14 protein-coding genes are annotated in these 15,887 nt (G+C 58.3%); 5 read left to right on the top strand and 9 right to left on the bottom strand.

The window, feature by feature from the left end; translation table 11 throughout:
* Positions 1-5 precede the first annotated feature (5 nt).
* Positions 6-458: a hypothetical protein gene (locus MHAR_RS08890; protein ID WP_143763368.1), complete on the top strand. Its 453-nt coding sequence runs from the start codon at positions 6-8 to the stop codon at positions 456-458.
* 68 nt (positions 459-526) lie between these two features.
* Here MHAR_RS08890 and MHAR_RS08895 read toward each other — a convergent pair whose 3' ends face one another.
* Entirely contained in the window at positions 527-2,323 is a 1,797-nt protein-coding gene (locus MHAR_RS08895; protein WP_014587284.1) for a KamA family radical SAM protein, read from the bottom strand.
* A 417-nt stretch (positions 2,324-2,740) separates the two neighbouring features.
* Here MHAR_RS08895 and MHAR_RS08900 point away from each other — a divergent pair, with 417 nt between their 5' ends.
* The gene (locus MHAR_RS08900; RefSeq protein WP_048144562.1) at positions 2,741-4,297 is read left to right on the top strand and encodes an ABC transporter substrate-binding protein; all 1,557 of its coding nucleotides are present in this window, start codon (positions 2,741-2,743) and stop codon (positions 4,295-4,297) included.
* Positions 4,298-4,387: 90 nt separating this feature from the next.
* A complete protein-coding gene (locus tag MHAR_RS08905) occupies positions 4,388-4,930 on the top strand; it encodes a flavin reductase family protein (RefSeq protein ID WP_014587286.1) in 543 nt (180 codons plus the stop codon).
* Positions 4,931-5,051: 121 nt separating this feature from the next.
* Here the strand turns inward: MHAR_RS08905 and tsaA are convergent, their stop codons facing one another.
* Both tsaA and MHAR_RS08915 read right to left on the bottom strand, forming a co-directional pair.
* Positions 5,052-5,474, bottom strand: coding sequence for a tRNA (N6-threonylcarbamoyladenosine(37)-N6)-methyltransferase TrmO (gene tsaA, locus MHAR_RS08910; protein WP_014587287.1), 423 nt, complete (start codon positions 5,472-5,474; stop codon positions 5,052-5,054).
* A gap of 134 nt (positions 5,475-5,608) precedes the next feature.
* Entirely contained in the window at positions 5,609-6,070 is a 462-nt protein-coding gene (locus MHAR_RS08915; RefSeq protein ID WP_143763369.1) for a hypothetical protein, read from the bottom strand.
* Between the two features lie 381 nt (positions 6,071-6,451).
* Between MHAR_RS08915 and MHAR_RS08920 the strand changes: the two genes are divergently transcribed.
* Positions 6,452-7,396: an IS5 family transposase gene (locus MHAR_RS08920; protein ID WP_014586696.1), complete on the top strand. Its 945-nt coding sequence runs from the start codon at positions 6,452-6,454 to the stop codon at positions 7,394-7,396.
* Between the two features lie 88 nt (positions 7,397-7,484).
* Here the strand turns inward: MHAR_RS08920 and MHAR_RS13465 are convergent, their stop codons facing one another.
* The 6 genes from MHAR_RS13465 to MHAR_RS08940 all read right to left on the bottom strand — a co-directional run bounded on the left by MHAR_RS13465 (position 7,485) and on the right by MHAR_RS08940 (position 13,542).
* A complete protein-coding gene (locus MHAR_RS13465) occupies positions 7,485-7,964 on the bottom strand; it encodes a hypothetical protein (protein ID WP_143763370.1) in 480 nt (159 codons plus the stop codon).
* A gap of 321 nt (positions 7,965-8,285) precedes the next feature.
* Positions 8,286-8,660: a hypothetical protein gene (locus MHAR_RS13750; protein ID WP_014587289.1), complete on the bottom strand. Its 375-nt coding sequence runs from the start codon at positions 8,658-8,660 to the stop codon at positions 8,286-8,288.
* 34 nt (positions 8,661-8,694) lie between these two features.
* Positions 8,695-9,321, bottom strand: coding sequence for a bifunctional nicotinamidase/pyrazinamidase (gene pncA / locus MHAR_RS08930; protein WP_014587290.1), 627 nt, complete (start codon positions 9,319-9,321; stop codon positions 8,695-8,697).
* Positions 9,318-9,485 (bottom strand): hypothetical protein, encoded by a 168-nt coding sequence (locus MHAR_RS13755; protein WP_187287806.1) that lies wholly within the window; start codon positions 9,483-9,485, stop codon positions 9,318-9,320. The genes pncA and MHAR_RS13755 overlap by 4 nt, the downstream gene beginning before the upstream one ends.
* Complete coding sequence (gene leuS / locus MHAR_RS08935) at positions 9,482-12,358, bottom strand: leucine--tRNA ligase (RefSeq protein WP_014587291.1); 2,877 nt, start codon at positions 12,356-12,358, stop codon at positions 9,482-9,484. Before leuS ends, MHAR_RS13755 begins: the two co-directional genes overlap by 4 nt.
* 17 nt (positions 12,359-12,375) lie before the next feature.
* A complete protein-coding gene (locus tag MHAR_RS08940; RefSeq protein ID WP_014587292.1) occupies positions 12,376-13,542 on the bottom strand; it encodes an LL-diaminopimelate aminotransferase in 1,167 nt (388 codons plus the stop codon).
* Between the two features lie 133 nt (positions 13,543-13,675).
* On the opposite strand from MHAR_RS08940, the gene MHAR_RS08945 reads away from it, so the two are divergent.
* Positions 13,676-15,796, top strand: a complete 2,121-nt coding sequence (locus MHAR_RS08945) for an ATP-dependent DNA helicase (protein WP_228369538.1) — start codon at positions 13,676-13,678, stop codon at positions 15,794-15,796.
* The last annotated feature ends 91 nt before the right edge of the window (positions 15,797-15,887 follow it).

A 15,887-nucleotide genomic window follows, 5' to 3' on the forward strand; every position in this document is an offset into this window, starting at 1 on the left:
AGGAGATGGTCTCTAGGCGGAGGGCGGACGGCGATCCGGGCGGAGGAGAAGGGGACGAGGGGCAGATCGGAGGCTACTGGAAGAGGTTTCTCTTCGGGATCGCCGTCATGGCCGTCATCTTCACCGGCCTCCTCCTCGCCATCGACCACCTGGGGCTCGTCGCCCCGGCGGGGGATGGGGCCGATCTCCCCCCGAGGATCGAGCTCTTCGAGGCGGTCCCCGATTCGGTCCGGCCGGGGGAGGGCACCGTCCTCCGCTGGAGGGTCTCCGGCGTCAGCCTCGCCGACGAGGTCAGGATCGAGCCCGGGATCGGCGCAGTCGCCCGGGAGGGGAGGCTCGCCGTCCAGCCGGAGGAGACGACGGTCTACACCCTCACGGCCATAAACGCCGCCGGGGAGGACGAGGCGAGGGCGACGGTCGAGGTGGCTGGGGCGGAGCAGCCGGCCCTCTCACCCTGAAGGACGGAGGGGAAATAGGCAGAGGGCCATCCCTCAGCAGAAGTGTCGTCAGATCCCGGCATGGGCCTTCAGTAGTAGTACCAGATGGACCTGTACTTCTCCGGGTCCTCCCCCCTTTCCTCCAGCCTCCTGAGGTAGCCGCCGATGGAGACGTCGTCGTAGATGTAGGGGCTCACCTGGACGATGTTCTTCTCCCAGGGGAGGAAGCGGTAGGTCCGTCGGCCGTCGGGCTGGATCCCTATGATCTCGTGGTTCTGCCAGGCCCGGAGGTGGTCTTTTCCGAGGAAGGGGACGTTGAAGACCGGCTCGTCGGTCCTGAAGATCCCCGGGAGGAGCCGGGCCTCCTCTTTCCGCTCCTGGAGGATCCGGGCGATGGGGACGCTGTACTCCTCCATCTCGCTCTTCCCCTTCATGTTGAAGGTGTAGTAGGGATCGACCCCGATCTTCTTCAGGACTATCCGGAGGGCCGCCGTCTCAAACCTCCGGCTATTGGCGAAGGTGAAGACCTGCTGGTTGTAGACGTCCATCCCCAGGACCCGGATCCTCCTGATCGCCTCCACCGTCTCCGCCGTCACCTCGCGGGGGTGCATGAAGTGGGTGACGACGGAGAGGCTCCTTCTACCGAGGTCGTGGTAAGAGGCGAAGATCTCGCAGAGCTCCTCGGTGATCCTCTGGGGGACGGTGACGGGGGTTCTGGTGGCGATCCTGATGCTCAGGATGTGGTCCATCTCCGCGAGGCGGCCGAGGATTTTATCGATGAGGCCGTCGGCCATCACCAGGGGGTCGCCCCCGGTGACGAGGACGTCCATCATCGCCTCGTGCTCCGCATACCAGTCGAGGGCTCCGTCGATCTCCGCCTCGGAGGCCATAGCCGAGGGCATGAAGGGGGAGGTGATCTCCCAGTTCCGCTGGCAGTAGACGCAGATCTGGGGGCAGGAGTCGTAGGGCTTGATGATCGCCACCCTCGGGTAGCGGCGGGTGACCAGCTCCTCTGGGGAGGTGTCCCGCTCCCTCATGAAGTCCAGGGCCACCTTTCGATCCCCCCGGTGGGCGATCATCTTCTCGACGTACTTCAGGGGAGGGAAGACCTGCTGCCGGAGGGCGAAGTCCTGGTCGGTCGGATCTTCGTCCATCAGGTGGAGGTAGTGGGGGGTGACGCCGAAGGGGACCCCCTTCTCCAGGGCGAGGCCGATCGACCTATCGTGATCGGGGCTCAGATTTATTATATCTTTTATTTGGCTCAGACCAAGCTCGTCCTTGAAGACGTGTCGGAACTGCCAATGCCAGTCGAGCCAGTCGTTCTCGTCTCCCCCGAGGAGGCCGAGGATCCTCTCCCTATTCTCCGCCCTCTTTCTGGCGACCTCGGGGTCGAGGCCGCTTCTGTACCTCGAGAGGTGCTCGTCCATCCGGCGGGCCATCTCGTCGAGGTAGTCGGACCTCCTCTTCCCCGCCTCCCTCCCCTCGTACTTCGTGAAGTCGGGGACGGCCATCCCCTCCATCAGCATCGAGGGGTAGACGTCCGTCTGGACCTTCACCGCCTTGAAGAGGTGGAAGAACTCGTCGACGAAGTCGTCGGAGACCTCGGCGTCGCCGGTGGTGGCGGCCCTCCAGAGCTGCTCCAGGGAGGAGGTCTTCGCCGCCCGCTCGTTCCGGGGGGAGAAGAGGTTCTTGAGGCACTCGAGCCCCTCGTTGAAGAGGACGTAATCCCAGGGGTCCATCTCGGCCGCCTCCCGCCGGTGGGTCCAGTCCAGGGACTGGAGGTAGCCGACGACGACGTCCCTCGCCGCCTCCAGGCTATCGCTCCCTTTGAGGAGGAGGTGTATCTCCGGGGCGACATCCCAGCATCTCTGCCATCTATTTGTCATCTTTATTTTCTGTTTCCCTCTGATCTTATTTAAGAATCACTTCTGAGGGCGGGGCGCCTTTTGGAGATCTGGGCTGATATTCTCCGTCCCGAGAGCTGCCGGATAGATCGATGGGCTCGATCCATATCCTCCGAGCGCCTCAAACAAAGCCCATAATATCAGGTTGAATGGATCGCCTCCGAGGTATCTTCCTGCCTGCGGCATTGATACATATTCATCAGATTTAATAATCCGATTAATCACTTAATGTATGATTTAAAAAAGAAAGATATGCCAATTAGATTTTTATTCTTTCCATTTGTCCAATTAATAAATAACTTCTGATTACTAGATCCTATTTTACATATAGTCTAAACAAAAAGATTCATAAATAAGAAGAATTATCAAGTATATCGTAAGATTAATCCGAGAAATGGAATGGAGGAACCTAGATTGAGAGATTTCATTAGACTGGGAGTTGCTGCAGCTCTGATGGTCCTGCTTTTTGCCTGGGGAGCCGCCGCCTCCGAGGATGGCGGGTCAGTTCCCGTATATACGGTGGCGGACACCACCGGAGACTGGGGATTTCCCTCCCCTTACGCCCACTACTCCCGGGGGCCGGGGTATACGCGGATGAGCTTCCTCTTCGACACCCTCGTCTGGAAGGATGACGCCGGCTACGTTCCGGCCCTCGCCGAGAGGTGGGAGATGGAGGGAGATGACGTCTACATCTTCCACCTGAGGGACGGCGTCACCTGGCACGACGGCGAACCGTTCAACGCCGACGACGTCGTCTTCACCGTCGAGTACACCAAAGACCACCCCTACCAGTGGGTCGACTCGGCGATCATCGAGAGGGCGGAGGCCCTCGACGACCTCACCGTCAAGCTCACCCTCTCGGCACCCTACGCCCCCTTCCTCGACCAGGTGGGAGGGACCCTCCCGATCCTTCCCGAGCACATCTGGTCGGAGGTGGACGACCCCGTCAACTACCGGGAGCAGGACGCCCTGGTGGGGACCGGCCCCTACACCCTGAAGGTTGAGGACTACAAAATGGCCCAGGGGACGTATCGGTACGTCGCCTACGACGGCTACTACCTCGGCTCGCCCAAGGTCGAAGAGCTGCTATTCGTGAAGATCTCGGCCCCCAACGCCGCCGCCGAGCTCCTCCAGGGGAGGGTCAACATGGCCTCCATCGAGCCGGAGATGATCGGCCAGCTGGAGGGGAGCTTTGAGATCCTCTCGGTCCCTGCCCACTGGTGGAACTATAAGCTGATGATAAACCACCAGAAGGAGCCCCTCTCGGACAAGAGGTTCAGGCAGGCCCTCGCCTATGCCATCGACCGGGAGAAGCTGGTGGAGATTGCGGGCCGCGGCTACGGCCTCGCCGGAAGCCCCGGGTTCATACCCTCGGACAACGACTGGTACAACCCCGAGATGGACGACTACTACCCCCATGACCCCGCGGAGGCCGAGGAGCTCCTGGCGGATATGGGCTACGACGGCCGGAAGATCGAGGTTCTGATCAAGGGCGGCGACACCACCGCCGAGAGGATCGGCGAGCTGATCGAGGCGGACCTTTTGGCCGTCGGGATCAACGTCGACCTCAGGACGATGGAATCGAAGGCCGTCGACTCCAAGGTCGGCGAGTGGGACTTCGACCTCGCCGTCAGCGGCCACGGCGGAGTCATCGGCGACCCCAACTTCCTCGCCGGCAACACCCTCGACGACGACTTCAACAGCGCCCGGTACCGCGACAACCCCGAGCTGACGGCGCTCCTCGAGGAGCAGGTGAAGGAGACCGACGAGGACTCCCGGAGGGAGATGATCGACGAGGCTCAGGTCCTCTACGCCGAGGATGTGCCGGCCCTGACCCTATTCTACACCGAGTCCTTCGTCGCCCACGATGGCCAGGTCGCCCTCTACTACACCCACAACGGGATGGCCCTGGGGATACCCATCGCCCTGAACAAGCTCTCCTTCGTCGGGGTGTAGGATCGAGGCTGGTCCGAATTGAGGGTCTCCGCGGCCCGCGGCCGCGGATATTCTTTTTTATCTACTAAGAGATATTCATGGTGATACCATATGATTCTGAAGCCTAGCATGAGAGGTCAGGTCCTGCCGATGCCGGTGGTCCTGATATCGACGGTCTCGAAGGAAGGGGTCCGAAACGCCGCCCCCTGGGGGTGCATCATGCCGATCCTGAGGCCCCTGGACGAGATCGCCATCGCCTCCTGGCTGAAGAGGGATACCCTCGACAACATCCGGGAGACGGGGGAGTTCGTCGTCAACGTCCCCACCCTCGAAATGGCAGAAGAGGTGGAGATCTGCGCCAGGAGCTTCCCGCCGGAGGTCGACGAGTTCGAGGAGGCGGGTCTGTCCCCCCATCCCTCGACGAAGGTCGCGCCCCCGGGGATCGCAGGTTGCGTCGCCTGGATGGAGTGCGAGCTCGTCGAGGAGATCCTCCGGGAGAGGTTCTCCCTGATCATCGGGAGGGTCGTTTTCCTGGAGGGGAACGACGAATTCTTCGGCGCCGAAGGCGGGATGGACTTTGAGAGGGCGAGGCCGATGTCGATGATCCTGGGGGCCGACGGCGCCTGCTACACCCGCCCCACCTCCACGAGGTAGCCCATCGGGGGGCTGGGTCAGAATCGAAGGGGTGGTGGTGGGGGTGGGGGGGAGGTGCCCTTAAACCATCGCCAGAGTGCCCTCCGCCCCTCGCTCGCCCCCTTCCGCCCGCCCCATCCCATCACCTCCGCCAGCCGACGGTGGCGTCGGGGATGTTGTCGACCTCTGAGAAGCGGGGCTTGATGTCCAGGAGCGGCGTCCCCTCCAGGGCGTCGAGCTCCCGGACCCGAAGCCTCCCCCCGGAGACGTCGAGGAGCTCGACGACCCCGAGGCCGATGGGGTTTGGCCGGTTCGGCGACCTCGTCGCGAAGACGCCGTGCTCTTTGCCGTCGTGGGGTGGGAAGGCCTTGAGCATCTTTCTATCGGCCCGGTCGAGCCAGCGGAGGAGGAAGAGGTGGGTGCACCCCTCCACGTCGGCAAGGCCCGGCAGGAACTCCTCGAAGACCTCCACCTCGCAGACCTCCACCGAGTGCCTCCCCTGGAAGGGGGCCTCGGCTCTGGTCTTGAAGGGGGAGTGGATTACGCCGATCTGTTTGAGGTTCATGGCGAAAAGAATGTCATCAAGTGAAAAAAGGGTTTCGAAGATCGATAAAAAAAATAAAAGATGCGGGACATGAATTTTATGGGGACCATGATATTCGTATATTTTTGCATACTACGATATGACTAAACATATCTTTATTCTCGGATCACAGTGACGTAGTCGTATATCTCTGCCCCATCAGGAAGTTGTTCTAGTCCAGGCCAAGATTCGTTTACAATACACCCATCCAGATATTCTAGGATCTCCGCATTCGCAGTTTCATCTGCCAGTATGGCATATAGCTTGAACTCCATATCATGATCTGGTGGACTACCTATAACCGCTTCAGCTGTCCAATCACCATTGGCCATCATGATTATTGGCAAGTTTCGTTTATCTTGAGGAAAGTGACGGTTTACACCATCTGGATAAACCGTGATCCAGAGCTCGTATCCCTCTGGTATACCTTTGGAGGTTCCCTCGATATCCTCTCCGATCATGGATACTGTATCTTCATCTACTGGTGAGGTTATCTCCACTTCTGTAGCCCCAGCACAGCAGACCGTTCCCAAGCCTAGCACTAAGAAGCATAGACTTATTTGCCAATATTTCTTCATAAGTTTCCCTCCTAATCTCCATATCTGGTCATGAGCTTTTAGGCTATTGTGACTGTTATCCTATCAAGCACCCTGGCACCAGGCGGGATCTTTTCCAGCCCCGGCCAAGCGCCTGATTTACTTGATTCGTTCATGTAGTCGCTAAGAGATCTGTGAGCTTTGTCGTCCGCCAACAATATAATTATATCGAATTTTCTTCCTTGATCAGCATCTTTACCCACATTGATATTTCTTATTGACCATTGGCCATTGGGATCAGGATAAATCAGCTGAGATTGCGGATAATATTTATATGTTGAATACACGTACACAACTGAGGATTCCTAAAAACCTAGCATGTCTATGGAAAACATTATATACTAATATATACATGAATAGTGCATGAGTTCTTTTACTGCATGGGGCCTTCGAGAAGCTTACAAGAACGTAGAGAAGCTGGGCGATAGGCTTTCAAAGATAACGAACTTGATCGAGTGGGAACCATTTCGACCAATTCTTGAAGAGATGTATCATAATAAAACCGAACGAGGTGGAAGGCCGAACTTTGATGTTATCCTGATGCTCAAGGTGCTTTTGCTCCAGCAGTGGTACGGGTTGAGCGACCTCGAGACTGAAAAGCAGATTTCGGATCGAATATCTTTTATGAAATTCTTAGGATTTCCTGATTCTATACCCGATTCCAGGACGATATGGCTTTTTCGCGAGCGGATGGCCCAGACGGGAAAGGATGAGTCCGTTTGGGAAGAGCTCCAGAGACAGCTCGATTTTAAAGGGCTTCAGGTAAAAAGAGGAACCATTCAGGATGCAACGTTTATAGAGGCCGACCCAGGAGGTTCAAAGAAACCAAGAAGAGAGACCGCTAGGACTCGTCGGAGCAGGGATGGAACTTGGGCTAAGAAGGGTGAGGAACTCCATTTTGGTTATAAACTTCATTCTAAAGTCGATATCGATTACGGCCTGATAAGGAGCATCGAATCGACAACTGCTTCGGTGCACGATAGTCGGGTTGATCTATCGGTTGAAGGAGAGGTGGTCCTCAGGGACAAAGGATATTTCGGTGTGAAGGCTAAGGGAAACGACTTCACAATGAAACGTGCAGCAGCGGGTCATCCTCTAAGCGATCTCGATAAGCTGCGAAACCGCTTGATTAGCAAACTGAGATTTCCGGGCGAACGTCAGTTTGCTGTTATTAAAAGAGTGTTCCGAAGCGCGCATGTAATGGTAACGACGATCCCGAGAGTTCACGTTAAAATGGTATTCACTGCCTTTGCTTTCGACTTATACCAGCTATGTACACTTAAAAATGCTGAAATCGTCTCAAAATAGCGGTAGCTATCGACGAAAAACGAGGAAAAGGATCGAGAATCGACTAAGAGCGGAGAACGAGCTAAAATAAGAGACGGATCCGAGATAATTAAAGAATGGGCAATGGTAAATAGGAATACTCAACTGGCCAAATATGATCCTCTTTTGGTATTCTTTTTGCGTTGCCTTCAATATCGATTTTATTATTTATTATGGCGTTATCTTCTGGTGAAGTTATCTCTATTGTTGGTTGCATATAATCATAAACTCCGGCTAAAACTATTAACATAAATATTAAAAATAGTATATAAGATTTCTTCAAATCTCCAGTTTTATAATAATATTTAAATATATAAAACAATATTAAACATGCGCAGATTATCAGTAGTGTTTGTAACAAACGATAAACATATAGATTTATTTCAGGGATGATAACTAAATTTTTACTTATTAAAGATAAAAATGATAATAAAAAAGCTCCAATAAAAGCTCCAATAAAAGACATATTAATCATAATACTCTTTAATCTCGTTAAAAATTCATCTAATTTTATTAAAAAATTATATATTGTTTGGTATATCTTTCCCATCTTGGTTCTCCTCGAATAATCCCAAAATAAAACATAATAGCATCTCAAAGGATAATAAACCTTTTCATCCGTTAATCTTTGACGAGGCAAAAATTGGCGGAAAACTTTCTCCGAAGCCGGACTTAGGAATTTTAAATCATATTAAAACGACCCAAAAACTTTTTTACATCAGTTAGCCTCCGCCTTCACACTTTGAATATCGTCCCAACCTGTCTCCATTTTTTCTCTGGCGGTCATCGTCCAATGGCGGTTTGGCCAATCTTATCGCAGGTCATCTACTTCAGCCTTGTGAAGTGAACCTCACCAGGTGCTATAGTCCCGCTAAGGTAGCTCCGGCCCGCCCCGGCTGTACCCCACCTCGCCCAAGAAGGCCAGCGCGTCGAAGTCGGCGAGGCTCTGAGGTGTCAGCGGGAAGTAGGTCGGATTTTTTCTGCTCCCCGACCGGATCGGGAGAGCCTCGATCTCTGAGGCCGAAAGCCCCTGGCTCCGGTGGGTAGGGATGAAGAGCCCCGGCCCCGACGCCGCGGCGAGCCTCGCCTCCAGGGTCCTGAATTCTGGCTCGCCGAAGCCGAGGAGCTCCACCGACGGATCGAGGCTGGCGACGATCCGGTCGATGGCGTCGTTGAGGCTGGACGGATCGAGGGAGAACGGGGTCGCCTTATTCAGGATCCATTCGTCGAGGGCATTTTGAATCATGGCAGGTGGGGGGGGGGGTCAACTCCCCAATTTATTATAATAGATCATCAGAGCTTATCACCGATATTCCTTTATCTTTCATCTCTGAAACGACGGCACCGATGCTTCCCTTCGGCAGATCCACCCCCCGCGTGGCGTCGATTATCACATTGCATCTGAATCCATATCGAAGAGAATCCATGGCTGAGTAATAGACGCAGTAATCTGTGGCGAGCCCGCAGATGAATATCTCTCGTACCTTCAGGGCCTTCAGGTAGCCAGCAAGACCGGTTTCAGTATTTCTGTCGTTTTCAATAAATGCAGAATATGAATCGACCAGGGGATTCATCCCTTTTCTCAATATCAGAGAGAACTTACTTAAATCTAGGTCGTCATGAAATTCAGCCCCCTTCGTCCCCTGTATGCAATGATCGGGCCAGAGGGTCTGAGCAATTCCGCTAATATTGATCTGATCGTATATATTTTTTCCTGGATTGTTTGAAGCAAAGGATACCTGATTTTTAGGATGCCAGTCCTGAGTGGCGACCACGAGGTCGAATCTCTCCATAATCCCGTTTATGAGAGGGATTATCGAGTCGCCATCTTTGATCTGGAGGGCTCCTCCTGGACAGAAGTCGTTCTGTACATCCACGACGATGAGAACCCTTCTACCGCCTTTCATGGCATAACCTCCAGGAGATCAGAAATTCGTTCCGCCGCATAGTCAAAGGTACTGCCCCACCTGGAAGATTTGCAGAATATCCTATAAAAATTCCCTTGGGCTCCGGATTCCCAGCCGGCCCGGAGCCTCTCGCCTTCCCTTCCTTCTCTCTCCTCGATCTTCACTCGATGAAGATCGCGGGCCGCCCCGGCTCCGCGTTCCTGCTCTTATTCATCGGGTCCTCGCCCGGCTCGTCCGCCGAGAGGACATCGACCGGGCAGCCGAAGGTCCGCTCCAGGTACCTCCGCTCCCGGGAGAGGGTCTCAAACTCGTCGATCTGGAGGGGGTCGGAGTTCAATGCGTGGGCCCCCTTCATCAGCCTCTGGGCGTACTTGGGCGCCTCCTTCTTGTGGCTTGCGACCTCCGGAAGGGCCATCGCCTTCTTCATGATCGATCCGACGTCCAGGCTTCCCGCCTCCTTCTCTTCCAGGGCCGCCTTCAGCATCGCCCTCTTCCAGGCCGGCGTGGTGAAGAGGGTGATCCGCTCGGGCTTTCTGCTCGTCACCCGGAGGATCTCCTCGACGTCGGATAGGGTCCGCCCGAGGAGATCCTCGGCCATCTCCGCCCCGGCATCGATCTTCTCGGGGGCCGCCTCAGGCCACCGGGCCCGGGAGATGTACGCGTCCTTCCCGAAGGCCTTCGCCTCTACGCCGGCCATCTCCTCCCAGATCTCCTCGCAGACGTGGGGCGTGAAGGGCGCCATCAGCCTCACCCAGACGTCCAGGACCGAACGGAGGCGGTTTTTGCCTCCCCGCCTCTGGTACCAGCGGAGGTCGTTGATCATGTGGTAAAAGGCGCTCTGGACCGCCCGCCGGGTCTGGACCGCCTCCAGCGCCTCCGTCGTCTCGATGATCCTCTTCTGAAGCTGGCTCTCCATCCACCGGTCGATCAGCTCAGGGTCTGCAAGCTCGTCTATCTCCTGATCATTGATTATCTCCCTCGCCAGGTTGTAGAACCGGACCACCTGCTGCCTCGTCGCCTCGACGCCGTCGTTTCGCCAGTCGGCGTCCTGGGTATGCTCGGCGTTGGAGAGGATGTAGAGCCTGGTGACGTCGGCGCCGTTGGCCTCGACGGCCCGCCGGAGGGTGAGGAGGGGCCCCTTGGACTTGGACATCTTCTTCCCCTCCAGGGAGACGAAGCCGTTGACGGCCATCGCCCTCGGCCAGAGGGAGGGCGGGTATATGGCGACGTGGTGGTAGAGGAAGAAGAGGAGGTGGTTTGCGACGAGGTCTTTTCCGGAGGAGCGGAGGTCGACGGGGTACCAGTAGACGAAGTCCTCTCTGATCCTTTTGACCGTCTCCTCGGGCATCCCGGTGAGGTCGGCGACGGCGGCGGCGTCTCCCTTCCCGAGGAATATGAAGTCGAAGAACTCGGGGACGAGGTTGTCGATCGCAAGGCCGGCGTTTACGTACTTCGCCAGGATGTAGTAGGACATGTAGATGGTGGAGTCGCCCAAAGATTCGATCAGCCACTCCTGGTCCCAGGGGAGGTTAGTCCCCAGCCCCTTCCTCCGGGCGCAGGCCTTGTCCTTCAGCCAGTCGACCTTGTTCTCAAACTCCGTCCTGATCTCCTCGGGGATGAGCCGCATCTGGGCGAGACACTGGCTTACCCGCCCCTTCCACTGGGGGTCGGAGTAGTTGAGGAACCACTGGTCTCTCACCATCTTTACGACGCACCGGGTCCCGCACCGGCAGATCACGGGGGTCTCGCTGAACTCGTAGAAGACCTCGGCGACGTTTCCAGCGATGAGGTCGGCGAGGAGGACGTCCTTGATCTTGGAGACGGCGGTCCCGGCGTACTTGCCGGTCCTCTCCTTGAGGACGCCGTGGTGAAACTCCCGCCGGTAGACGAGCTTCGTCGCCTCCTCGGCCCGGGGGTCGTTCTGGTCTACGACGCCGAGCTCTTCGGCGACCTCGACGGCCGGAAACTCTCCGTAGTCTGGGACCTCGATGAGGGAGATGAACTCGATTTTGCGGAGGTCTTCGGTGATCCCGTAGCCGCTGAGGTCCCGGCCGTAGAGGTCTTTGAGGGCGAGGTAGTCGTAGGGGGCGTGGGCGGGGACGGACATGACGATCCCGCTCCCGTTGTCAGGATCGACGAAGGAGGCGGGGAGGATCAGGACCTCGGCCCCCGTGAGGGGATTTTTAACTTTTTTGCCGATGAGGTCGCCGCCCACAACCTCGCCGATCCGCTCCACCGTCCTATCGGTGAAGGTCAGCTTCTCGAACGCCTCCTGGCTGACGATCCAGGTCTCGTCGCCGACCCTCGCCACGGCGTGGACGACCTCGGGGTTGACCCAGAGGTTCGTCACCCCGAAGACCGTCTCGGGGCGCAAGGTGGCGCAGGGGAGGATCTTGCCATCGAACCTGAACTTGATCAGGGCGAAGTCTATGATCGTCGCCTCCTCCCCCTTGAGGATGTCGTGGTCCTCTACGGGGTTCTCGTCGTTGGGACACCACCTGACGGGGTGGCTCCCCTTGGAGACATAGCCGAGGCCCCGGAGGATGAAGTACTGCCACTCGATGAACTTCTTGTAGGCGGGGTCGGTCGTGGTGAACTCCCGCCTCCAGTCGATGGAGTAGCCGATCGACTCCATCGCCGCCTTCGACTCCCTCCTGAAGTAGTCGACGATCGCCTGGGGGGTCGTGAGGGTTGCGAAGACCTCCAGCGGTATGTCGTGGTGCTGGGTGTAGACCTTCTCTATCTCCGGGTCGCGGTTCTTTACAAGCTCGCTGAGGCCGACGATGGGAGTTCCGGTGACGTGAAAGCCCATGGGGAAGAGGACGTTCTCACCCCTCATCCTTCGATACCTAGCGACGACGTCGCCGATGGTGAAGGTCCTGGTGTGGCCGGCGTGGAGGTTTCCGTTCAGATAGGGGTAGGGTATCGTTATGAAGAACTTCTCCTTCTCCGATGGCTCCGCCGAGAAGACCCCCGCCTCGGACCACTTCTGCTGCCACTTCGCTTCAATCGATGCAGCCCTGTAATCTTCGAGCAAATTCATCTCCTCCAGGGTCAGAGGCTCTTCTCCTCCGCCACCATCCTCTCCATCCTCTCGACCGCCTCGGCGATCCTATCCGTCGGCTGGGTGACCGAGAACCGAACGTAACCCTCGCCGTAGTCGCCGAAGCCGACGCCCGGGGTCGCGACTATGCCGAGCTGATCGATCAGCTTCCTCGTATAGTCCTTCGACCGGCCCCCGGTCCAGGCCCAGAGGTAGAAGGTCGCCTCCGGCTTCTCGACCTCCAGGCCGATCTTCTTGAGGCCAGCGTAAAGGAGCTCCACCCGCTCCTGGTAGGTCTTTCTCATATCGGCGGCGATCTTTTGGGCGTTCTTCAGGGCGACTATCCCCGCGTCCTGGACCGCCCCGAAGTTGCCGGAGTCTATGTTGCTCTTGACGTTCCCGATCCCGGCGACGATCTCCCGGTCTCCGACGACGAAGCCGACCCTCCAGCCGGTCATGTTGCAGGTCTTGGAGAGGGAGTGAAACTCGACCGCCACCTCCCGGGCCCCCTCCACCTCCAGGATCGATGGAGGCCTCTCATCGCCGAAGTAGACCTCGGAGTAGGGGTTGTCGTGGAGGACGATCAGGTTATTATCGGCGGCGAAGTCGACGAGCCTCTTGAAGAATTTGAGGTCGGCGCAGGCCCCCGTCGGGTTGTTGGGGTAGTTGAGAAAGATCAGCCTCGCCTTTCGGGCGACGTCGGAGGGGATGGAGTCCAGGTCCGGGAGAAACCCGTTCTCCCTCTTGAGGGGGAGGATGACGGGGACCCCTCCCGCAAACTCGACGGCGGTCTTGTAGACCGGGTAAGCCGGATCGGGGACGAGGGCGAGGTTTCCGGGGTTCAAGAAGGCTAGGGGGGCGTGGGCTATCCCCTCCTTCGATCCGATGAGGGCGAGGACCTCCGACTCCGGGTCGAGGTCGACTTTGAAGGTCTCCTTATACCACTCGGCAACGGCCGTCCGGAACTCGATCTTCCCCTCATAGGAGGGGTACTGGTGGTTTCTGGGGTCGGCGGCCGCCCGGCAAAGGCTATCGATGATTATTTGGGGGGTGGGCAGGTCAGGGTCTCCGACCCCCAGGTTGATGACGTCCACCCCCCTCTTCTGGGCCGCAATCTTCGCCCTGTCGATGGCGGCGAAGGGATACGGTGGGAGGGATTTTATCCGATCAGAGTACATGAGATGATCTCCAATGGTGGTATAGATCCACGATGCCGCCCTCGCCGGGTTCGGACCGGGATCGCTGGGCAGCGTCGGTTCGCTGATAGTAACAGTCACGTTGTATATAAGATTAGAGGAGTCGATGCTCGAGATGGAAGATCTGACCTCCTGGCTCCCCCGGGAGGTGGCGGAACTTTATCAGAATGAGGGGATAAGGGAGCTCTATCCCCCCCAGGCCGAGGCGGTGGAGAAGGGGCTTTTGGAGGGGAAGAGCATCCTCGTCTCTGTCCCGACGGCCGCGGGAAAGACGATGATGGCGGAGCTGGCGATGCTGAGGGCCGCCCTCTCCGGGGGCCGGTCCCTCTACATCGTCCCCCTCCGGGCCCTCGCCTCGGAGAAGCACGCCGCCTTCTCGCGGTTCTCCCCCCTGGGGGTGAAGGTGGGGGTCTCCAGCGGCGATATGGAGCGGCGGGACGAGTACCTGGGAAGAAACCATATCATCGTCGCCACCTCGGAGAAGGCCGACTCCCTCATCAGGAACGGAGCCCGGTGGATCCGGGACCTATCGGTCCTGGTCGTCGACGAGATCCACCTCCTCGACTCCCCGAACCGGGGCCCGACCCTGGAGATGACGATAACCAAGCTTTTGAGGCTCAACCCTCAGATGCAGATCCTGGGGCTCTCCGCGACGGTCGCCAACGCCCGGGAGGTGGCGGCCTGGCTCAAAGCCGAGCTGGTGGAGAGCCGCTGGAGGCCGGTGGAGCTGAAGGAGGGGGTGATCTGCGACGGCGTCCTCCACTTTCCTGGGGAGGAGGTCCCCCTCTCTCGCCGGCGCGACGACCTCATAGACCTCGTCAAGGATACGATCGGCGAGGGGGGTCAGATCCTGATCTTCGATAGCAGCAGGCGGAACGCCGAGGCGACGGCGACGAAGCTCGCAAAGGTGGTCGCTGAAGCGATCGAAGGGAAGGCCGCATCCCGCCTCTCTGAGAAGATCCTCGCCACCGGCGATACTGAAACAGGAAGGCGGCTCGCCGACTGCGTCAGGTCCGGCGTCGCCTTCCACCACGCCGGCCTCCTCGCCGAGCAGAGGGCGGTCGTCGAGGGGGGCTTCAGGTCCGGATCGATCAAGGCGATAGCCTCCACCCCGACCCTCGCCGCGGGGCTGAACCTCCCCGCGAGGAGGGTCCTGATAAAGAGCTACCGGCGGTACGAGGGCTCCCGGGGCATGGTCCCGATACCGGTGATGGAGTACCGGCAGATGGCGGGCAGAGCCGGCAGGCCCGGCCTCGACCCTCGGGGGGAGGCCCTCCTGATGGCGAAGAACGAGGCAGAGGTGAGGGACCTTCTGGACCATTACGTCCTGGGGGAGCCGGAGGAGATCTTCTCGAAGCTCGCCATGGAGCCGGCGCTCCGGACCCACCTACTCTCGACGGTGGCGACGGGCTTTGCAAAGGATGAGGAGGAGCTGAAGAGGTTCGTCGACTCCACCTTCTACGCCAGCCAGCAGGAGGCCTGGCACCTGGAGGCGACGATGGAGCGGGTCCTGGAGTTTCTGATCGAGGGCGGCATGTTGGAGGCGGACCTGCGGCCCACCCCCCTGGGGGAGCTCGTCTCGCGGCTGTACATCGACCCCCTCTCCGCCAGGATCGTCGTCGAGAACCTCCGGGCGAAGGAGAAGACGAAGATCACCGACCTAACCCTCCTCCACATGATCACCATGACCCCCGACATGGACACCCTCTACGTCCAATCCTCCGACGGCTGGGTCGAGGATTTCATCGACGAGCACGCATGCGAGCTCTGCCGCGAGGAGAACTACGACTGGATGATGAGGGAGGCGAAGACCGCCGCCCTCCTCCTGGAGTGGATCTCCGAATCGGAGGAGGAGAGGATCGCCGACCGGTTCCGGGTCGGCCCCGGCGATATAAGGCGCGTCGCAGAGACGGCGGAGTGGCTGATCCACTCGGCGGGGAGGCTCTCCGAGCACCTGGACCTGGGCGCGACCTTCAGGATATACCAGCTCGAGAAGAGGGTCCACTACGGCGCCGGCCCCGACCTTCTCGGCCTTCTCGACCTGAAGGGGGTCGGGCGGGTGAGGGCGAGAAAGCTCCACCGGGCCGGCTATACCAGCATCGAGAGGCTGAAGGAGGCGAAGGCCGCGGACCTCGCAGAGATCCTCGGGCCGAAGATCGCCGGGAAGGTGATCGCCCAGATCCGGGCCGATGGAGGAGGAGAAGGAGAAGAAAGAGAAGGAGGAGGGAGATGGTAGATTTCCGGAAGACGACCTTTGTGGCGGCCCGCCTCGCCCTCTACCCTCAGAGGAAGATCGAGCTCGATATCGCCCCCCTGAAGGATTACCG

Origin of the sequence: Methanothrix harundinacea 6Ac (genome assembly GCF_000235565.1) — an archaeon.
GTDB lineage: Archaea > Halobacteriota > Methanosarcinia > Methanotrichales > Methanotrichaceae > Methanocrinis > Methanocrinis harundinaceus.